The organism is Pseudomonas sp. PIC25, from assembly GCF_002286785.1.
Classification (GTDB): domain Bacteria; phylum Pseudomonadota; class Gammaproteobacteria; order Pseudomonadales; family Pseudomonadaceae; genus Pseudomonas_M.
The window spans coordinates 15,964-35,851 of record NZ_MUJY01000098.1 but is presented as its reverse complement, the minus strand read 5'-3'; the positions used below and the strand labels follow the sequence as shown (position 1 = coordinate 35,851).

Here is a 19,888-nt window from a genome sequence, read left to right as displayed (position 1 = left end):
CCGGCCCACCTCAAGGAGCCGCTCGGAAGTCGATGCGCAGAATCTGGAAGTCCTTTCGGGCGTTGTATTTCGCCACCCTGTTGATGCTGCTCGGCTCCGGCCTGTTGAGTACCTACCTGGCGTTGCGTCTGGCGGCGGACAAGGTGGACGGCCTCTGGGTCGGTGCGTTGATGGCCGCCAACTACATCGGCCTGGTGCTCGGCGGCAAGCAGGGCCACCGGTTGATCGCCCGGGTCGGGCATATCCGCGCCTACGTCGCCTGCGCCGGCGCGGTGACGGCAGCGGTGCTCGGCCATGGCCTGATCGACTGGCTGCCGGCTTGGCTGTTCCTGCGCATGTTGGTCGGCCTCGGCATGATGTGCCAGTACATGGTGATAGAGAGCTGGCTGAACGAGCAGGCCGCGGCCAGCCAGCGTGGCCAGGTGTTCGCCGGTTACATGACGGCGTCGTACCTGGGGCTGATCCTCGGCCAGTTGGTGCTGGTGGTCCACCCGACCCTCGGGCTGGAATTGCTGATGCTGGTGGCGCTGTGCTTCGCCCTGTGCTTGGTGCCGGTGGCGGTGACCCGCAAGATTCACCCCGCGCCGCTGCATCCCGCGCCGCTCGAGCCGCGTTTCTTCCTCCAGCGGGTGCCGCAATCGCTGACCACCACTCTGGTCTCCGGCCTGCTGATTGGCGCCTTCTACGGTCTCGCGCCGCTCTATGCCACCCGCCAGGGGCTGTCGACGGAGCAGGTCGGTCTGTTCATGGGCGCCTGCATTCTCGCCGGCCTAGTGGTGCAATGGCCGCTGGGCTGGTTGTCGGACCGCAGCGACCGCGCCGTGCTGATTCGCGGCTGCGCGCTGTTGCTGACGCTGATTGCACTGCCGCTGGCGATCATGCCCTCGGTGGCCCTGCTGCTGTTACTGCCCATGGGTTTCCTGGTGAGTCTGTTGCAGTTCAGCCTGTATCCGTTGGCGGTGGCCTTCTCCAACGACCACGTCGAAGGCGAGCGGCGGGTGTCGCTGACCGCCATGCTGCTGGTCACCTTCGGCGTGGGGGCGAGTATCGGCCCGCTGCTGGCCGGGGTGCTGATGAAGTACTTCGGCGCCAACATGCTCTATGCGTTCTTCAGCTTCTGCGCGTTGATCCTGGTCTGGCGCATTCGTCCCGACAAGGTCACCCACCAGCATCAGGTGGAGGATGCACCGTTGCATCACATCCCCATGCCGGACATCGCCAGCTCGCCGCTGGTGGCGGCCCTCGACCCGCGGGTGGACGAACAGGTGGTGCAGGAGCAGATGCAGAGCGCTCCCGAGCCGCAGGAGCCGCCCGCGGCGGAACCTGACGCGCCGCGATGAGCGCGCCGCCGCTCAGCGTCGTCATCCCGGCACGCGACGAGGCACAGGCCTTGCCGCTACTGCTGGAGGATTTGGTGCCGTTGCGGGCGATGGGCGCGGAACTGATCCTGGTGGACGGCGGCAGCCGCGATGGCACGCCGCAACTGGCAGAGGCGGGCGTCGACCGGGTGCTCCACAGCGAGCCGGGGCGGGCGCGGCAGATGAATGCCGGGGCCCGTGTCGCCTCGGGGCGCTATCTCTGGTTCCTGCATGCCGATACGCGAGTGCCGGCGACGTCCTGGCGGTGTCTGCTGGATGTCCTCGCCGTCCAGCCCGCCTGGGGACGCTTCGATGTGCACCTTTCCGGTAATGGCCCTTCGCTACGATTGATCGGCAGCATGATCAGCCTACGCTCGCGGTTGACCGGTATAGCCAGTGGCGACCAGGGCATCTTCATCTCCCGCGATCTGTTCGTGGAGTTGGGTGGCTATGCCGACATGCCGCTGATGGAAGACCTGGAGCTGTGCCGGCGGCTCAAGCGGCTGGCGCCTCCACGTTGCCTGCGGCCTCCGCTGGTCACTTCCAGCCGCCGCTGGGAACAGCGCGGAATCTGGCGTACCGTGTGGTTGATGTGGCGTTTGCGCCTTTCCTATTACTTCGGCGTCAGTCCGGAACGGCTGGCGCAACGGTATTACGGAGGACCGCGGTCATGACTCAGTCCATCTCGCTGCACCTGCTGGCACGTACCCCGGAGCCCGGCAGGGTCAAGACCCGTCTGATACCAGCCCTGGGCGACGAGGGAGCCTGCGATCTGCAGCGCCTGCTGGTCGAACGGGCGTTGGAACTCCCCGCGGATACCTTCAGTGAACGCTTTTTCTGGCTCGATGATGGCCCGGACGACTCGCTCGTCGAGCTCGCCGAAGCGCATGGCTGGACGGTGATGGAACAACCTGCCGGCGATCTCGGCGAACGCATGCGGCGCATTGCTGCGCTGGGGCTGGCGGAAAGCGAAGGGGTGGTGTTGATCGGCAACGATTGCCCGGCGCTCGACGGCGACTACCTGGCGGCGGCCTGCGAGGCGCTGCGCGAGCAGGAGGTGGTGTTGGGGCCGGCGGAGGATGGCGGTTACGTGCTGTTGGGCTTGCGCCGGATCGATCCGCTGCTGTTCGAATCCTTGCCCTGGGGCAGCGACCGCCTCCTGGCCTTGACCTGCGAGCGTCTGCATCAACTGGGTTGGGCCTACGGGTTGCTGCCGGTGCTATGGGATGTGGACCGCCCCGAGGACCTTCCGCGCCTGGCCAGCCTGGGAATCCGGCTGGGAATGCATTGAGCCCGACTCAGAACGGGTCGTCTTTCTCGAAGCGACGGGCTTCGCGCTGCAACTGGTAGACGAAGCGCTCGACCTGGCGCTGCTCCAGGCCGCTCATCCGATAGAAGCGCAGGCCGGCGAAGCTCATGCCGAGCTTTTCCTCGAAATACAGATGACGCAATTCCACCGGCGTGGTCATGGCGCCGAACGGCAATTCCGCGGTGAAGCGCTCGTAGACTTGGCCGGCTTGCAGGCGGCTGGTGAGATTGTCGGGGAAGCGTACCTTGCAGCCGGTGGCCGAGATGTCCAGCAACTGGCCCCTGATCGGTGTGCTCAGTTTGTCGCCGGCCAGTTGGATGTTGACCAGTTGGGTCTGCTTGAGCGAGGCGCGGTAGGCATTGCGGCGCTGGTGGTAGGTGACTTCGCCGGGGAGGGCGGTCCAGTAGCAGCGGGCGCCTTCCAGTTCGCCGATCTGGACCGGGCGGGTGCATTCCCAGGCGATCCGCACGCCTTCGTGGAAGCCTTCGATGGCGAAGGCCTCGCCGGCTTTCAGGAAGCGCTCGCCGTCGTTCGGAATCATCTCATCCAGGGCCAGCAGGCCGCGCTCGCGGTCGATCTCGACCAGATAGCTCTGGAACCGCTGGTTACGGTCGCGAAAGGTGATGACCAGGGGATCGTGGTTCTGTTGCAACTGGCGAAGGTTGGCGAACACTTCCAAGGGCGCCTTGAGCACCTTGGGTGGTTGCGGTCCTTCTTCTTGGATGAATGGGTTGGACACGGTCCACTAGTCTCCAAACTGTCACTACGCACCAGGCCGTGGAAAGTGCCTTGTCCGCATCGGGCGGGTCGTCGCTGGATTGTCCCGCGTCCGCCTCGCCCTGGCGAGGGCTTTCCTGATATTCCCTTTAGAATAATGGCATTGTGCCTGCTTGTCCCTGTGCTTTTTGCCGGGCGGTTCAGGCCTGGCTGAGTGGTCGCTGTTGTCCGGTTCTCGCGGCGCTGCCGCGGCTGTCGTAAAGGCTAGGTGTATCGCCGCCGCGGAGGATGCCGAGCAGCTTGCCCACCGAGGCCTGGTTGGCGCGGATCAGGCGGCCGTTGCGCAGGTTCGCGGCTTGGCAGCGTTCCAGCAGCTCGCCCAGGCGGTCGGCGTGTTCGAGCAGTTCCGGGCCTTGCGGCGAGCGTGCCGCCAATGCCTGCAGACCGGCCTTGTCGGCACTCAGTTGCTGGCTGGCGAGCAGTTGGCTGCGCTGTGCACCATGCTGGTCGAGCTGCGCCAGCAAGGGCTGCTTGGCCGCCAGGATGCCTTCCAGGCGGGGCAGGTCGCGGTCGTTGAGTGCCTGGAATTCTTCGTCGATCAGCTCAAGCAGGCGTTCGGCCTGGCCGATATCGTCGGTGAATAGCTGAAGCAGGGTCGTGTCGTGCATGGTGGGCTCTGGGGAGTGGGCGTCCTACACCGCCAGCGCAGCCCGTCGGACTAGCGCTGGGATTCGAAGTCGAGCAGCTTGCTGGCGACGCGCTTGCTATCGACCTGATAGCTGCCGTCGGCGATGGCCTGCTTGATCCGCGCGACACGCTCCTGATCGACTTCAGGCAGGTCGCGCAGATTGTCCGTCACTTGCTGCAGGCGCTGGGCTTCCTGGCTGAGCTGCACGGATTCGCCGCTCTTGGCGGTGGTTTCGGCGGATGCCGGGGCCGGGGCGGACGGGTTGCCCGAAACGGCTTCGCCACGGTTGGATTGGGTGTTGCCGACACGCCCCGAGTTGGCTGGCGTAGCGGCGCTGTTGGGCCGGTTGAAATCGATGACCATGATGCAAACCTCGGACGATGTTGGACGCTTGCCTAGCTTTTCGGCCATCGCCAGAAAAACTTTAGGACTTTTTTTCGCGTCGCTGCCAAATCGCTCTTGCGGGATCGTCAGACACTGCACGATACAGGATTGAAGGGCTACATGGCGACTTCCACCTGGCCCGGTCCCACCACTCGAGCTTTGATCACCCGCTGGGAACGTTGGTTCCTCACGCGGATCTGCTGGCCCGGTGCGCCATCGGACAGCGCCTCGCCCGGCATGCGCACGCTCACGGCGGCGCCACGCGCGGTGATCACCACCTGGTCGCCCTTGCGGATCACTTCGGCCTGTTGCAGATGAACGGGCGCCAGAATCTGGTCGGGCAGCATGGGGCGCGTCAGTTTCTTGCCGATGGCCTGGCCGGGATCGGTGAGATAGCCCTGGTTGAGCAGCCCGACGTCGCGCTCGACCAGGGACAGGTCCTGCTCCGTCAGCACGTTTTCGCGCTTGAGCGGTCGACTGATGACGACCACCTGTCGGAACAGGCGGACCTGGGCCGGCACGAACACCGTCCAGGGCGCGCTGCCTTCGCAGCGAATCCGCACGGTGACCCGCCCCAGCGGCTGCGCGGGGCTTTCCAGGGACGCGGCCAGTTCCGCGTCGCACAGCGGCAGGCGCAGGCGCGGGTCGAGTCGATTGACCTGGACTTCGTGGCGGCCCTGGATTTCGCTGCGGCGCAGGTATTCGTCCACCGCCTGCTCAAGAAAGCGCTGGGTGGTGCCGATAAGCTCATCGGGCAGGGTCATCGTCGCCGCCGCTGTCATGCCGCTGTGGCAGAGCCCGCAGATTGCGGGTACAACACAGAGCAGCCGGCGATACTTTGCCACCTGGTGTCGGAAAAACGTCGTTGTTGCGTTCATGACAAGTAAAAAGCAAGGGCCGTGCCGCCTGCTACGCTAAGCAAGGCGTCCCGGTCGAACGAGAGGAGTCTGGGCATGGCCGGTGTGTTGGATTCGGTTAACCAGCGTACTCAACTGGTAGGGCAGAACCGCCTCGAACTGCTGCTGTTCCGTCTGGACGGCAAGCAGCTCTATGGGATCAACGTGTTCAAGGTGAAGGAGGTGCTGCAATGCCCCCGCCTCACCATCATGCCCAAGGCCAGTCCGGTGGTGCGCGGGGTTGCCAATATCCGTGGGGGTACCATTCCCATTCTTGACCTGTCCATGGCCACGGGCCGGTCGGGTCTCGACGATCTGAAGAACAGCTTCGTCATCATCACCGAATACAACACCAAGGTGCAGGGATTCCTGGTGCGGTCGGTCGAGCGCATCGTCAACATGAACTGGGAGGAGATCCATCCGCCACCCAAGGGGACCGGTCGCGAGCACTACCTGACGGCAGTGACGCGGGTGGACAAGCAACTGGTGGAGATCATCGACGTGGAGAAGATCCTCGCCGAGGTGGCGCCGATGTCGGAAGCCATCTCCGAGGGGGTCATCGATGTCGAAACCCAGAGCAAGGCGGTGTCCAAGCGCGTGCTGATCGTCGACGACTCCTCCGTGGCGCGCAAACAGGTGGCGCGCTGCCTGCAGACGGTGGGGGTAGACGTGGTCGCCTTGAACGACGGCCGCGAAGCGTTGGACTACCTGCGCAAGATGGTGGAGGAGGGGCGTCAGCCGGAACAGGAGTTCCTCATGATGATCTCCGACATCGAAATGCCTGAAATGGATGGCTATACCCTCACGGCCGAAGTGCGTGGCGACCCGCGCATGCAGAAACTGCATATCCTCCTGCATACTTCGCTGTCGGGTGTGTTCAACCAGGCGATGGTGAAAAAGGTCGGCGCGGATGATTTCCTCGCCAAGTTCCGTCCGGACGATCTGGCCGCGCGGGTGATCGAACGCATCAAATCAACGGAAGAGGGCTGAGGGCTCGGCCCTCAGCGTTTCTATGGTCGGCGAGGCGGCATTAGTGTCTTCAGGTAATTTGGATTTCGAGCAGTTCCGGACGTTTCTGGAAAAGACTTGCGGCATTCTGCTGGGGAGCAACAAGCAGTACCTGGTTTCCAGCCGCCTCAACAAGCTGATGGAGCAGCACGGCATCAAGACGCTAGGCGAACTGGTGCAGCGGATCCAGACGCAGCCCCGCGGCGGACTGCGCGAGCAGGTGGTGGACGCCATGACCACCAACGAAACCCTCTGGTTTCGCGATACCTATCCGTTCGAAGTGCTCAAGAGCCGCGTTCTGCCTGAAATGATCAAGGCCAGTCCCGGCCAGCGTCTGCGCATCTGGTCGGCGGCCTGTTCGTCGGGGCAGGAGCCGTATTCGCTGTCCATGGCCATCGACGAGTTCGAGCGGAGCAACCTCGGACAGCTCAGGGCCGGCGTGCAGATCGTCGCCACCGACCTGTCCGGCTCCATGCTCAATGCCTGCAAGGCCGGCGAATACGACAGCCTGGCGATGGGCCGCGGCCTGTCGCAGGAGCGCCTGCAGCGCTATTTCGATCCGAAGGGGCCGGGCCGCTGGGCGGTCAAGGCGCCGATCAAAAGCCGCGTCGAGTTCCGCGCGCTGAACCTGCTGGACAGCTATGCCAGCCTCGGCAAGTTCGACATCGTGTTCTGCCGCAACGTGCTGATCTACTTCTCCGCCGAGGTGAAGAAGGACATCCTCACCCGCATCCACGCGACCCTGAAGCCCGGCGGCTACCTGTTCCTCGGCGCTTCCGAGGCGCTCAACGGCCTGCCGGAGCTGTACCAGATGGTCCAGTGCAGTCCGGGGATCATCTACAAGGTGAAGTGACCGCGCTTTTAGGAGCCCGCTCTGCTGGCGAACTTCGGCGCTGTTCGATTCGCGAGCAGAGCTCGCTCCTATAAAAAGCTCGCTCGACCCGCATGTGGGAACGCCTCCATCCACGTGAGGCGTCGAGCAGCCCGATCGCAAATGAGTTTGCTCCCACAATATTTCTTCAGCCGTTCTTCCAGCGGCAAAAGCGGCAATCGTCCTTTGCCGCTCCCCTTCCCACGGCGGAAAGCCCTTGCCGCTTTTGCCGGCAAGGCACTTCTAGAAATAGATAATTAGCTGATTTTAAAAGAAAAACAAAAATGGCACGGGCCTTGCTAATTCGTTGGCGAGGAAAAACCACGACGCCCACCGGCAAGGTTCCCGACCATGAGCATCAGCTTCGACAACGCCCTCGGCATCCATGAAAAAGCGCTCGGCTTCCGCTCGCAGCGTGCCGAGGTGCTGGCCAACAACATCGCCAACGCCGACACGCCGAACTACAAGGCGCGCGACCTGGACTTCGCCTCGGTGCTCGCCGAGCAGAATGCCAAGGCCAAGGGTGGCGCGCTCGGGTTGAGCCGGACCAACAGCCAGCACATCGCTGCGGAAGGCGTGCCCATGGGCGATCCGGCGTTGCGCTATCGCATTCCCACCCAGCCGTCGATCGACCAGAACACCGTCGATCTGCAGCTCGAACAATCCAACTACGCGGAAAACTCCGTGCAGTTCCAGGCCAGCTTCACCTTTCTCAACAGCAAGTTCAAAGGGCTGATGAGCGCCCTTCGCGGTGAATGACGGAGGTTCATGCCATGTCACTCAGCAGTGTTTTCCATATCGCCGGTACCGGCATGAGCGCCCAGAGCACTCGCCTGAACACCATCTCCAGCAACATTGCCAACGCCGAGACGGTGTCGTCCAGCATCGACCAGACCTACCGCGCCCGCCATCCGGTGTTTGCCACTGTGTTCCAGCAGCAGGCTGCCGAGGGCGGTGACCGCGGTTCGCTGTTCGCCGACCAGGATCAGTCCGGCGCCGGCGTCCAGGTGCTCGGCGTGATCGAGGACCAGAGCACCCTCACGCCGCGCTACGAGCCGAACCATCCGGCCGCCGATGCCAACGGCTACGTGTACTACCCGAACGTCAACGTGGTCGAGGAAATGGCGGACATGATCTCCGCCAGCCGTGCCTTCCAGACCAACGTCGAAATGATGAACACCGCCAAGCAGATGATGCAGCGCGTGCTGACCCTCGGTCAGTGAGCGTAGGAGAGGGATAAACGATGAGCATCGAAAGCAGCAGCCTCGGCTCGACCAGTTCGGTTCTGGACAAGTACCAGATCCAGAATGACACCTCGTCCAGCAAGGAACTCGGCAAGAACGAATTCCTCAACCTGTTGGTGGCCCAGTTGAACAACCAGAACCCGCTCGAGCCCCAGGAAAACGGCGAATTCATCGCCCAGTTGGCGCAATTCAGCACCGTGGAAGGGGTCGAGAAGCTCAATACCAGCATGGAGTCGATCCTCTCCGGCTACCAATCGTCCCAGGCGCTGCAGGCCTCCTCTCTGGTCGGTCGCAAGGTAATCGTGCCCACCGAGAAAGCGGTGGTGGACACCAGCGAGACCTTCAAGGCCAGCCTGGTGCTGCCGGCGAGCAGCAGCAACGTGTTCGTCAACGTCTACGACAGCAGCGGTGCCCTGGTGAACCGGGTCAACCTCGGCGAGCAGGCCGCCGGCAACGTCAGCTTCATGTGGGACGGCAAGAACAGCAGCGGCGAACTGATGCCGCCCGGCACCTACAAGTTCGAAGCGCAGGCGATGTATGGCAACGAGACCAAGGGGCTCTACACCATGCTGCCGGCCAACGTCGACAGCGTCACCCTGGGCCAGAACGGCGGCGAGCTGATGCTCAACCTCGCCGGGCTCGGCAGCGTCGCACTTTCCCAAGTACAGGTCATCGGTCAGTAATCGCCGGCAGTACCGGCAAGGAGACATTCCATGGCGTTCAACATCGGCCTGAGCGGTCTGCGCGCGGCGAGCAGTGACCTCAACGTCACCGGCAACAACATTTCCAACGCGGGCACCGCCGGCTTCAAGCAGTCCCGCGCCGAGTTCTCCGACGTCTATGCGGCGTCGGTGCTGGGTACCGGTTCCAACCCGCAGGGCAGCGGCGTGCTGCTGTCCAACGTGTCGCAACTGTTCAACCAGGGCAACATCAACTACACCCAGAACGCCCTGGACCTGGCGATCAACGGCAACGGCTTCTTCGTCACCAGCAACAACGGCGACGTCAGCTACACCCGCGCCGGTTACTTCGGCACCGACCGCGAAGGCTACGTGGTCAACAACTTCGGCTATCGCCTGCAGGGCTACGCGGTGGATGCCAACGGCAACCTGCAGAACGGCGTGGTCAGCGACCTGCGCATCGAGACCAGCAGCCAGGCGCCCAAGGCCACCACCCAGATTGCCCAGACCTACAACCTGAACTCCACCAACACGGTGCCGGCCACCACGCCGTTCGACCCGGCGGACCCGACCACCTACAACTCGTCGACCTCGGTGAACATCTACGACTCGCAGGGCAACGCCCATGTGCTCACCCAGTACTTCGTCAAGACCGGCGCCAACACTTGGTCGATGAATACGCTGATCGACGGACGCAATCCGAACGACCCCACTTCGACCACGCCCTACGCGGTGGATCTGACCTTCAACTCCTCCGGCCAGCTCGATCTGACCGCGCTGAACTCCACCGATTTCACGGTGAACGCCGACGGCACGCTGAGCCTGACCAACTGGGTGCCGGCCGTTTCCAACGGCGCGACACCGCCGGTCTGGAGCGCCAACGGTGCCACTGCCAACGCTGGCGGGATCACCCTGGACATGCGCCAGTCGACCCAGTTCGCCAGTGCGTTCGCGGTCAGCAGCATCAGCCAGGACGGCTATACCACCGGGCAGTTGTCCGGCCTGGAAATCGACGACACCGGCGTGGTCTTCGCCCGTTACACCAACGGCCAGTCCAAGGTGCAGGGCCAGATCGTCCTGGCCAACTTCGCCAACGTCCAGGGCCTGACCCCGGTGGGCAAGACTGCCTGGGTGCAGTCGTTCCAGTCCGGCGAGCCGGTCATCGGCACGCCGCGCTCCGGCACCATGGGCGCCTTGCAGGCCGGTGCGCTGGAAGACTCCAACGTCGAGCTGTCGGACCAGTTGGTGAACCTGATCGTCGCCCAGCGCAACTACCAGGCCAACGCCAAGACCATCGAAACCGAGAGCGCAATCACCCAGACCATCATCAACCTGCGTTGATGATCCGGGCCGCCGGAGTGCCAGCATGGCACCCCGGCGGCAACGCCTTTGCCGCAAGCGGCAGTTCTCCGCCGTCTCTCCTTTCAATGGGCCTCGCCAGAGGCCTTCTTCTTTTTATTTTTCTTTTAACATCAATTACTTATTGATTGATTTCGGTATTGGCACGGCGCTTGCTCTGTCCATGGCAACCAAACGTTGGGCGTCAAAAAGCCCTCGGAGCGATTGCCATGGACAAGATGCTGTACGTCTCCATGACCGGAGCCAGCCAAAACACCCTGGCCCAACGGGCCCACGCCAACAACCTGGCGAACATTTCCACCAACGGATTCCGCCGCGACTTCGAGCAGGCGCGTTCGATGCCGGTGTTCGGCGAGAGCTATCCGTCCCGCGTGTACGCCATGAGCGAGCGGCCGGGAACCGATTTCACTCCCGGCACCCTGCAGGAAACCGGCCGCGACCTCGACGTGGCGGTGAGCGGCGAAGGCTGGCTCGCGGTACAGGCGCCGGACGGCGGCGAAGCCTATGTGCGCACCGCCAGCCTGCGCATCGATGCCCTCGGCATGCTGCGCACCGGCAACGGTTTGCCGGTGATGGGCAATGCCGGGCCGATTGCCGTGCCGCCGGAGCAGAAGGTGGAGATCGGCCAGGACGGGACCATCAGTATCCGTGCCCTCGGCGAAGCGCCGAGCGTGATGGCCGAGGTGGATCGCCTGAAGCTGGTCAATCCAGATCTCAAGCAGATGGAGAAGGGCACCGACGGCCTGATCCGCGTCAAGGGCGGCCAGCCCGCGGAGGCCGACGCCAACGTGCGGGTGACCTCCGGCTTCCTCGAGGCGAGCAACGTGAATGCTGTCGAGGAGATGACCGCGATCCTGTCGCTGTCCCGCCAATTCGAACTGCAAGTGAAGATGATGCGTACCGCCGAAGACAACTCCTCGGCCATGGCGCGTGTTTTGCAAATCAGCTGATGACTAGCACGAGGCGCCGTGTTTCCGGCGCCCGAGGAGAATGACGATGCTTCCGGCACTGTGGGTCAGCAAGACCGGTCTGTCCGCCCAGGACATGAACCTGACCACCATTTCCAACAACCTGGCCAACGTCTCGACCACCGGCTTCAAGCGCGACCGCGCCGAGTTCGAGGACCTGCTGTACCAGATCCGCCGCCAGCCGGGCGGTCAGTCCAGCCAGGACAGCCAGTTGCCCTCCGGCTTGCAGCTGGGTACCGGTGTGCGCATCGTCGGCACCCAGAAGATCTTCACCGCCGGCAGCCTGCAGACCACCGAGCAGCCGCTGGACATGGCCATCAACGGCCGCGGCTTCTTCCAGGTCCTGCTGCCGGACGGCACCGTGTCCTATACCCGCGACGGCAGCTTCCACCTGAACTCCGACGGGCAGATCGTCACCTCCCAGGGGTTCGCCCTGGAGCCGGCCATCGTCCTGCCGAACGAAGTGAAGACCTTCACCGTCGGCGAGGACGGCACCGTCTCGGTGACCACCACCGGCAACCCGCAGCCGCAGATCCTCGGCAACATCCAGATCGCCGACTTCATCAACCCGGCGGGCCTGGAAGCGATCGGCAACAACCTGTTCCTGGAGACTGCCTCCAGCGGCGCGCCGCAGGTCGGCACCCCGGGCCTCAACGGCCTCGGCACCACCCTGCAGAACACCCTGGAAAACTCCAACGTCAGCGTGGTCGAGGAACTGGTGAACATGATCACCACCCAGCGCGCCTACGAGATGAACTCCAAGGTCATCTCCACCGCCGACCAGATGCTGGGCTTCGTCTCGCAGAACCTGTAACGCCCCTGCCGGGTGAAGCCCGGCCGGCCTGACAAGGCCATTGGATTTCGGCGGGTTACCCGCTTTATGCAACGCAACACCGTGAGGTACGTGGTGATGAACCGGCTGATTATTCTCCTTCCGCTGCTCGGTGCCGCCTTGACTGGCTGCATGTCGCCGCCGCCGAAGCCGAATGACCCCTATTACGCGCCGGTCCTGCCGCGCACGCCGCTGCCGGCTGCGCAGAACAACGGGGCCATCTACCAGGCCGGTTTCGAGACCAACCTCTACGACGACCGCAAGGCCTACCGGGTGGGCGACATCATCACCATCACCCTCAACGAGCGGACCCAGGCCAGCAAGAACGCCAACTCCAAGCTGCAGAAGGACAGCAGCGCGAACATCGGCCTGACCTCGTTGCTCGGCGGCGCGGTGTCCATGGCCAACCCGCTGACCGGCAACTCGATGAGCCTCGGCGCCGAGTACGACGCCTCCCGCGAGACCGATGGTTCCGGCCAGGCCGCGCAGAGCAACAGCCTGCAGGGTTCGATCACCGTCACCGTGGCCGAAGTGCTGCCCAACGGCATTCTCTCCGTGCGCGGCGAGAAGTGGATGACCCTGAACACCGGCGACGAGCTGGTGCGCATTGCCGGCCTGGTCCGTGCCGACGACATCGGCACCGACAACACCGTGCCGTCGACCCGCATCGCCGACGCGCGCATCACCTATTCCGGTACCGGCGCCTTCGCCGATGCCAGTCAGCCCGGCTGGCTGGACCGCTTCTTCATGAGCCCGATGTGGCCGTTCTGAGCAGGAGTATGACAATGCGCGGACTTTCTCTCCTGCCGACTCTCCTGCGGAAACCGGTGGCGGCCTGCGCGGCGCTGCTGGCGCTGGCCTTCGTCGTACCGGCCCAGGCCGAGCGCCTGAAGGACCTGGCGAGCATCCAGGGCGTGCGCTCCAACCAGTTGATCGGCTACGGCCTGGTGGTCGGCCTCAACGGCAGTGGCGACCAGACCACGCAAACCCCGTTCACCCTGCAGACCTTCAACAACATGCTGGCGCAGTTCGGCATCAAGGTGCCAGCCGGTTCCGGCAACGTGCAGCTTAAGAACGTCGCGGCGGTGTCCGTGCACGCCGAGCTGCCGCCGTTCGCCAAGCCGGGCCAGACCATCGACGTGACCATTTCCTCCATCGGCAACGCCAAGAGCCTGCGCGGCGGCAGCCTGCTGATGACCCCGCTGAAGGGGATCGACGGCAACGTCTACGCCATCGCCCAGGGCAACCTGGTGGTGGGCGGCTTCGATGCCTCGGGCGCCGACGGCTCGCGGATCACCGTCAACGTCCCGTCGGCCGGGCGCATTCCCTCCGGCGCCACCGTCGAGCGGCCGGTGCCGAGCGGTTTCGACCAGGGCAACTACCTGACCCTGAACCTCAACCGCCCGGACTTCACCACCGCGAAGAACATCGTCGACAAGCTCAACGAGTTGCTCGGCCCCGGCGTGGCCCAGGCCCTCGACGGCGGCTCGGTGCGCGTCAGCGCGCCGCTGGACCCGAGCCAGCGCGTGGACTACCTGTCGGTGCTGGAAAACCTCGAGATCGAGGCCGGCCAGGCGGTGGCCAAGGTCATCATCAACTCGCGCACCGGGACCATCGTCATTGGTCAGAACGTGCGCGTGCAGCCGGCCGCCGTCACCCATGGCAGCCTGACCGTGACCATCACCGAAGATCCCATCGTCAGCCAGCCGGAAGCCCTTTCCGGCGGCGAGACGGCGGTGGTACCGCGTTCGCGGGTGAACGCGGAGGAAGAGGCCAAGCCGATGTTCAAGTTCGGCCCGGGCACCACCCTCGACGAGATCGTCCGCGCCGTGAACCAGGTGGGCGCCGCGCCGTCCGACCTGATGGCGATCCTCGAGGCGCTCAAGCAAGCCGGCGCCCTCCAGGCCGACCTCATCGTGATATAGGGAAACGGCTATGGACACTCGACTCTTCGCCCCAGGCTCGACGCCTGACAGCGGTTCCTACACCGACCTGAACCGCCTCAATCAGTTGAAGGTGGGGAAGGACCGTGACAGCGAGGGCAACATCCGCAAGGTGGCCCAGGAGTTCGAGTCGCTGTTCCTCAACCAGATGCTCAAAGCCATGCGCTCGGCGAACGAAGTGTTCGCCGAGGGCAACTACATGAACAGCAGCGAGACCAAGACCTACCAGGACATGCACGACCAGCAGCTGGCCGTGACCCTGTCCAAGGAACAGGGCATCGGCCTGGCCGACGTGCTGGTGCGCCAGTTGTCGAAGACCGGGAAGGTCGATGCACGGCCCAACCCGTTCGCCCAGACCGGCGACGCGACGGCTGCCACGGCGGCCAAGAGCGTCAACCTGCCGGCGGTGGACAACAAACGCGACGATTCTTCGCTGATCAACCAGCGCCGCCTGGCGCTGCCGGGCAAGCTCACCGACCGCCTGCTGGCCGGCATCGTGCCGTCCGCCACCGCCGCGGAAGGTCAGCCGCTGGCCGGCGCCGACTGGGTCCCGGCCCAGACATTCGCCGCGCCCGCGGACAAGAGCCTGAGCGTGAACGGCAGCGATGCCTTCGCCGGCCGCCGCCTGGCCCAGCCGCCGCTGGCACCCGGCAAAGCGGCGTTCGCCTCGCCCGAGGAGTTCGTCGCCACCATGCTGCCGATGGCGGAGAAGGCCGCCGCGAAGATCGGCGTCGACCCGCGTTACCTGGTGGCCCAGGCCGCGCTGGAAACCGGCTGGGGCAAGTCGATCATCCGCCAGCAGGACGGCTCCAGCAGCCACAACCTGTTCGGCATCAAGGCCCATGGCAGCTGGGACGGCGAGTCGGCACGGGTGGTGACCCGCGAGTACTACAACGGCAAGCCGGTGAAGGAGGTCGCGGCGTTCCGCGCCTACGACTCCTTCGAGCACAGCTTCAACGACTACGTGAGCTTCCTGCAGAGCAACGGCCGCTACGAGAAAGCCCTGAGCGCCGCGGACAACTCCGACCAGTACGTGCGTGAGCTACAGCGTGCCGGTTACGCCACCGACCCGCAGTATGCCCGCAAGATTTCCCAGATCGCCCGGCAGATGCAGACCTACCAGACCATCGCGGCTGCCGACGGCGGCGTCACCAGGAGCTGAGTGAATCATGGCTGACTTGCTGAACATCGGTCTGTCCGGGCTGCGTACCAGCCAGACCTCGCTGACGGTCACCGGTCACAACATCAGTAACGTGAACACGGCCGGCTATTCGCGCCAGGAAACCGTCCAGGGCACCCGTGTGCCGCAGTTCAGCGGTGCCGGCTACATCGGTTCGGGTGCGACGGTGAACGACGTGCGCCGCCTGGCCAGCGAGTTCCTCACCGCCCAGGTGCGCAATAACACCGTGGTGGCCAGCGACGTGGCTGCCTACAAGAGCCAGATCGACCAGATGGATGCGCTGCTGGCCGGCACTGTGACCGGCATCAGCCCGTCGCTGCAGAAGTTCTTCGCCGCCCTGCAGACCTCCGTCGAGTCGCCCGCCGACGTGCCGGCGCGGCAACTGGTGCTGTCCGAGGCCGAGGGCCTGGCCAAGCGCTTCAACACCGTCTACGAGCGCATCGACCAGCAGAACCAGTACATCAACAAGCAGATGGGCTCGATCGCCGACCAGGTCAACCGCCTGGCGACTTCCGTCGCCCAGTACAACGATGCGATCAGCTCGATGAAGGCCACCGGCCAGGAGCCCAACGACCTGCTCGACGCCCGTGAAGAGGTGGTGCGCCAGTTGTCCACCCTGATCGGGGTGCAGGTGGTGGAGCAGGATGGCGGCTCGCTGAACGTATTCGTCGGCACCGGCCAGCCGCTGGTGGTGGGCGCCAAGGCCAACACCCTGGCCGTGACCCCCAGCCCCCAGGATCCGCTGCGCATGCAGGTGGAGTTCGTCAGCGGCGGCTCGCGCCAGTCGATCACCTCGCAGATCAGCGGCGGCGAGATGGGCGGCCTGCTGCGCTACCGCAGCGAAGTGCTCGACCCGACCTTCAACTCCCTCGGCCGTCTGGCGCTGTCCGTCAGCGAGGAAGTCAACAAGCAGCTCGGCCAGGGTATCGACCTGAAGGGCAACGTCGGCACCAACCTGTTCAAGGACATCAACTCGCCGGACCTGATGGCCCTGCGCAGCTATCCCACCGGCGCCGAGGTGCGCATCGACGATACTTCGCGGCTGACCACCAGCGACTACCGCCTGGATTATGACGGCACCAACTACAGCGTGCGCCGGCTTTCCGACAACGCGGTGATCCCGGTCACCGGCAGCGGCACCGCAGCGGACCCGCTGGTGATCGGCGACGAGGGTTTCTCGGTGAGCTTCGCGGTTGCGCCGGCGGCCGGCAGCAGCGTGACCCTGATGCCCACCCGGCGCGGCGCGGCAAGCATCGAGAAAGTGCTCGATCAGGCCGACCAACTGGCATTCGCCGCGACGGCGCGGGCGGAAGCCAATACGCAGAACCGAGGAACCGGCACCATCGGCCAGCCCAGCCTGAACAGCGGACCTTCGCCGGTCCTCACCGATGATCTGAACCGACTGTTCGGCAGCGGCGGCCTGACCCTGACCTACGACGGCACCAGCGGCACCCTGACCGGTACGCTGCCGGCGGGGGCCACGCTCAGCTACGTGTCGCCCTCGACCACCGGCCTGACCAGCGGGCAGACCAACAACCTGCGCCTGGACTACACCGATCCGGTGAGCAACGAGACCTACAGCTACGAGTTCACCGTCAGCGGCGTGCCCTCGACAGGCGACACCTTCACCCTGGCCTACAACCAGAGCGGGGTCTCGGACAACCGCAACGGCCTGAAGCTGGTGGACCTGCAGAACAAGGCGGTGGTGGGCGTGAGCTACGACACCGCCGGCAACCCGATCGCCAACTCCGGGGCGTCGTTCAGCGACGGCTATGGCGAGCTGGTCGAGCGGGTCGGCACCCTGACCGCGCAGTCGCGGGTCGACAGCGAAGCGACCACCGCGCTGCTCAAGCAGGCCCAGGACAACCGCGATTCGCTGTCCGGCGTGAGCCTGGACGAAGAGGCGGCCAAGCTGATCCAGTTCGAGCAGTACTACAACGCTTCGGCCCAGGTCATTCAAGTTGCGCGATCTTTGTTCGATACCCTGATCAGTACATTCCGGTAAGCAGCCATGCGCATCTCGACCATCCAGGCGTTCAACAACGGCGTCAGCGGCATCCAGCGCAACTATTCGAACATCACCCGGACCCAGGAACAGATCAGTTCGGGCAAGAAAATCCTCACCCCGGCGGACGACCCGGTGGCGGCGGTGCGCCTGCTGCAACTGGAGCAGGAACAGGCCGCGCTGGGCCAGTACGCCGGAAACCTGACGGCGGCGAAGAACAGCCTGACCCAGGAAGAAAGCGTGCTGAACAGCGTCGGCGTGGTCATGGACCGGGTCCGCGAACTGGCCGTGCAGGCCGGCAACGGCGCCCTGGGCATGAACGAGCGCCAGGCGATCGCCGCCGAGCTGAAGGAGCGCGAGGAAGAGCTGCTCGACCTGATGAACAGCAAGAACGCCCGGGGCGAGTACCTGTTCGGTGGCTTCCAGGGCAAGACCCAGCCGTTCATCCGCAACGCCGACGGCGGCTACAGCTACGTTGGCGACGAAGGCCAGCGCAAGATCCAGATTGCCGGATCGCAGCAGATTGCGATCACCGATAACGGCAAGGCGATTTTCGACAACGTCACCAATGCCGCGCGCCTGCAGACCAGCAGCCAGACCGTGGCCGGCTCGACCCTGAGCATCGGCGAGGCGGTGGTGGCCGACGAGATCGCCTACAACGCCTTCCAGCAGAGCAACCCCTCCGGCGCCATCGAGGTGGTGTTCGACACCGCCGAGCGCGATGTCTACCGCGTCTACGCTCATCCCTGGGACGGCACTGCCGCGCCGCTGCTGGAGGGACGCATGGACGGCGATCCTGGCGAGGGCGACCGCATCGTCGTCGCCGGCCTGAGCTTCTACCTGGACGGTCAGGCGGCGGAAACGCCCAAGGCCACCGGCGAGCGCTTCACCGTCATACCGACCCGCCAGGCGGTTGCCGTGCAAACCACCAGCTCCGCCCTGGGCGCCGTCGCCATCAGCGACCTGTCCACCTGGCAAGGCCTGACCAACGGCACCGGTACCATCAGCGTGAGCAACGTGGTGGGTGGCTCGCCGTCCAGCTTCGACCTCACCCTGACCCCGTCGGGCACCACCCAGACGGTGAGCGGCAACCTGCCGCTGGTGGCCGATGCCTTCGGCCTCAGCCTGCGTTTCGACAGCCTGCCGGCCGACGGCGACAGCTTCGATATGAGCGGCGGCGACTCCAGCGAGAAGCAGGGCATCCTCAACACCATCGCCGCCTTGCGCAAGGTGCTGGAAAGCGCGCCCGACTCGCCCCAGGGCAGCCTCGACGTGCGCGATGCGGTGGCCGCCTCGCTGATCAACCTGGACAACGGCCAGGCCACGGTGCTCAAGGCGCGCGGCGAGATCGGCGCCCGCCTGAACGTGGTCGACTCCACGCAGACCAGCAACGAAGACCTGAGCCTGATCAACACCAGCATCAAGTCCGGCCTGCAGGACCTCGACTATGCCGAAGCCCTGTCGCGGCTGTCGTTGCAGTCCGTGGTGCTGGAAGCGGCACAGCAGAGCTACGTAAAGATTTCCTCCCTGTCGCTGTTCAACAAGATGTAGCGCTCCGGGCCGCCACGGCGGGCTCTTGCCGTGGTTGGCTGACCTTTTGCTTATCCCTCTCGTAACGCCGGAAGCTTGACGCGGGCCCGATCCTTGGCTGCGCTTCTGGCATGTACCTATCGACGGGGGAGACCATGAGCACCCGGGGCCGAGTGAAAGGGGCGCGGATCGATATCGATTACAGCGCGACCCAAGCCTTCTTCGATGCGCGCGGAAAGCGGGAATACGCTTCCGCGCTCAGCACGACCATGTACCAAGACAACGATCCGGCGCTGGTCGAACAACGCGACCAGGCGGAGAAGCGGGTGCTGGCGCCGCAACTGCGCCTGGCTTCCGGCAGCCGCATCCTCGACATCGGCTGCGGCATCGGTCGCTGGGGCTGGTTCCTCCACGACCACACCCCCGGCGCCGAATACCTGGGCATCGACTTCGCCGCCTCGCTGATCGAGAAGGCGCAAGCCGAGGCGGTGCGGCGCGGCAAGCCCGACCTGCGCTTCCAGGTGATGTCCGCCATCGCCATCGAGCCGGACGTCCTGGTCGTCCCGCCGCCCTACGACCTGGTGATCATCTCCGGGTTGCTGATCTACCTGAACGACGAAGACTGCGTGAAGGTCCTGGCCGACGCCGGGCGCCTCTGCGCGCCGGGCGGACGCATCTACCTGCGCGAACCGGTCGGGGTGAGCGAGCGCTTCACCCTGGATCGTTTCTACTCCAACGAACTGGGGCAGGAATATTCGGCGATCTACCGGACCATCGACGAACTCGACCGGTTGCTGGAACAGGCCCTGGAGCCCGGCCGCTTCAGCGTCCGGATCGCCGAGTTCCTGTTCCCGGACAACCTGGAAAAGCGTGCCGAGACGCGCCAGTACTACACCATCCTGCAAAAGGGTTGATG

General features: G+C 64.8%; 21 protein-coding genes. 17 read left to right on the top strand and 4 right to left on the bottom strand.

The window, feature by feature from the left end:
- The first annotated feature begins 32 nt into the window (after positions 1 to 32).
- Genes BZL41_RS11885 through BZL41_RS11875 form a run of 3 tightly spaced genes read left to right on the top strand, consistent with a single transcriptional unit; the run spans position 33 to position 2,649 of the window.
- A complete protein-coding gene (locus BZL41_RS11885) occupies positions 33 to 1,340 on the top strand; it encodes an MFS transporter (RefSeq protein ID WP_095599489.1) in 1,308 nt (435 codons plus the stop codon).
- A complete protein-coding gene (locus BZL41_RS11880) occupies positions 1,337 to 2,032 on the top strand; it encodes a TIGR04283 family arsenosugar biosynthesis glycosyltransferase (protein ID WP_095599488.1) in 696 nt (231 codons plus the stop codon). Before BZL41_RS11885 ends, BZL41_RS11880 begins: the two co-directional genes overlap by 4 nt.
- The gene (locus BZL41_RS11875) at positions 2,029 to 2,649 is read left to right on the top strand and encodes a TIGR04282 family arsenosugar biosynthesis glycosyltransferase (protein ID WP_095599487.1); all 621 of its coding nucleotides are present in this window, start codon (positions 2,029 to 2,031) and stop codon (positions 2,647 to 2,649) included. Before BZL41_RS11880 ends, BZL41_RS11875 begins: the two co-directional genes overlap by 4 nt.
- A 7-nt stretch (positions 2,650 to 2,656) precedes the next feature.
- On the opposite strand, the gene BZL41_RS11870 is transcribed toward BZL41_RS11875, so the two are convergent.
- The 4 genes from BZL41_RS11870 to flgA all read right to left on the bottom strand — a co-directional run bounded on the left by BZL41_RS11870 (position 2,657) and on the right by flgA (position 5,334).
- Positions 2,657 to 3,406 carry a flagellar brake protein gene (locus tag BZL41_RS11870; protein WP_095599486.1) on the bottom strand — a complete coding sequence of 250 codons (750 nt, stop codon included), beginning with the start codon at positions 3,404 to 3,406 and terminating at the stop codon, positions 2,657 to 2,659.
- A 178-nt stretch (positions 3,407 to 3,584) separates the two neighbouring features.
- Positions 3,585 to 4,052, bottom strand: a complete 468-nt coding sequence (locus BZL41_RS11865) for a flagella synthesis protein FlgN (RefSeq protein ID WP_095599485.1) — start codon at positions 4,050 to 4,052, stop codon at positions 3,585 to 3,587.
- Between the two features lie 50 nt (positions 4,053 to 4,102).
- Positions 4,103 to 4,435: a flagellar biosynthesis anti-sigma factor FlgM gene (gene flgM / locus BZL41_RS11860; protein WP_095599484.1), complete on the bottom strand. Its 333-nt coding sequence runs from the start codon at positions 4,433 to 4,435 to the stop codon at positions 4,103 to 4,105.
- Positions 4,436 to 4,572: 137 nt separating this feature from the next.
- The gene (gene flgA, locus BZL41_RS11855; RefSeq protein WP_095599483.1) at positions 4,573 to 5,334 is read right to left on the bottom strand and encodes a flagellar basal body P-ring formation chaperone FlgA; all 762 of its coding nucleotides are present in this window, start codon (positions 5,332 to 5,334) and stop codon (positions 4,573 to 4,575) included.
- A gap of 75 nt (positions 5,335 to 5,409) precedes the next feature.
- On the opposite strand from flgA, the gene BZL41_RS11850 reads away from it, so the two are divergent.
- The 14 genes from BZL41_RS11850 to BZL41_RS11785 all read left to right on the top strand — a co-directional run bounded on the left by BZL41_RS11850 (position 5,410) and on the right by BZL41_RS11785 (position 19,886).
- Positions 5,410 to 6,342, top strand: coding sequence for a chemotaxis protein CheV (locus BZL41_RS11850; RefSeq protein WP_095599482.1), 933 nt, complete (start codon positions 5,410 to 5,412; stop codon positions 6,340 to 6,342).
- A 43-nt stretch (positions 6,343 to 6,385) separates the two neighbouring features.
- On the top strand, positions 6,386 to 7,213 hold the full coding sequence (gene cheR, locus BZL41_RS11845) for a protein-glutamate O-methyltransferase CheR (RefSeq protein ID WP_095599522.1): 828 nt from the start codon (positions 6,386 to 6,388) through the stop codon (positions 7,211 to 7,213).
- Positions 7,214 to 7,582: 369 nt separating this feature from the next.
- Positions 7,583 to 7,990 carry a flagellar basal body rod protein FlgB gene (gene flgB, locus BZL41_RS11840; protein ID WP_095599481.1) on the top strand — a complete coding sequence of 136 codons (408 nt, stop codon included), beginning with the start codon at positions 7,583 to 7,585 and terminating at the stop codon, positions 7,988 to 7,990.
- Between the two features lie 14 nt (positions 7,991 to 8,004).
- Positions 8,005 to 8,454 (top strand): flagellar basal body rod protein FlgC, encoded by a 450-nt coding sequence (gene flgC, locus BZL41_RS11835; protein ID WP_095599480.1) that lies wholly within the window; start codon positions 8,005 to 8,007, stop codon positions 8,452 to 8,454.
- A gap of 20 nt (positions 8,455 to 8,474) precedes the next feature.
- Positions 8,475 to 9,158, top strand: coding sequence for a flagellar hook assembly protein FlgD (flgD, locus tag BZL41_RS11830; RefSeq protein ID WP_095599479.1), 684 nt, complete (start codon positions 8,475 to 8,477; stop codon positions 9,156 to 9,158).
- Between the two features lie 30 nt (positions 9,159 to 9,188).
- A complete protein-coding gene (flgE, locus tag BZL41_RS11825; protein ID WP_095599478.1) occupies positions 9,189 to 10,496 on the top strand; it encodes a flagellar hook protein FlgE in 1,308 nt (435 codons plus the stop codon).
- A 227-nt stretch (positions 10,497 to 10,723) separates the two neighbouring features.
- Positions 10,724 to 11,464 (top strand): flagellar basal body rod protein FlgF, encoded by a 741-nt coding sequence (locus BZL41_RS11820; RefSeq protein WP_095599477.1) that lies wholly within the window; start codon positions 10,724 to 10,726, stop codon positions 11,462 to 11,464.
- A 46-nt stretch (positions 11,465 to 11,510) separates the two neighbouring features.
- Positions 11,511 to 12,296 (top strand): flagellar basal-body rod protein FlgG, encoded by a 786-nt coding sequence (flgG, locus tag BZL41_RS11815; RefSeq protein ID WP_095599476.1) that lies wholly within the window; start codon positions 11,511 to 11,513, stop codon positions 12,294 to 12,296.
- A gap of 96 nt (positions 12,297 to 12,392) precedes the next feature.
- Entirely contained in the window at positions 12,393 to 13,085 is a 693-nt protein-coding gene (flgH, locus tag BZL41_RS11810; RefSeq protein ID WP_095599520.1) for a flagellar basal body L-ring protein FlgH, read from the top strand.
- 14 nt (positions 13,086 to 13,099) lie between these two features.
- Positions 13,100 to 14,239, top strand: a complete 1,140-nt coding sequence (locus tag BZL41_RS11805; protein ID WP_256578144.1) for a flagellar basal body P-ring protein FlgI — start codon at positions 13,100 to 13,102, stop codon at positions 14,237 to 14,239.
- Between the two features lie 10 nt (positions 14,240 to 14,249).
- Complete coding sequence (flgJ, locus tag BZL41_RS11800) at positions 14,250 to 15,419, top strand: flagellar assembly peptidoglycan hydrolase FlgJ (RefSeq protein ID WP_095599475.1); 1,170 nt, start codon at positions 14,250 to 14,252, stop codon at positions 15,417 to 15,419.
- 7 nt (positions 15,420 to 15,426) lie between these two features.
- The gene (gene flgK / locus BZL41_RS11795) at positions 15,427 to 17,442 is read left to right on the top strand and encodes a flagellar hook-associated protein FlgK (RefSeq protein WP_095599474.1); all 2,016 of its coding nucleotides are present in this window, start codon (positions 15,427 to 15,429) and stop codon (positions 17,440 to 17,442) included.
- Between the two features lie 6 nt (positions 17,443 to 17,448).
- Complete coding sequence (locus BZL41_RS11790; RefSeq protein ID WP_095599473.1) at positions 17,449 to 18,993, top strand: flagellar hook-associated protein 3; 1,545 nt, start codon at positions 17,449 to 17,451, stop codon at positions 18,991 to 18,993.
- Between the two features lie 134 nt (positions 18,994 to 19,127).
- Entirely contained in the window at positions 19,128 to 19,886 is a 759-nt protein-coding gene (locus tag BZL41_RS11785; protein ID WP_095599472.1) for a class I SAM-dependent methyltransferase, read from the top strand.
- The last annotated feature ends 2 nt before the right edge of the window (positions 19,887 to 19,888 follow it).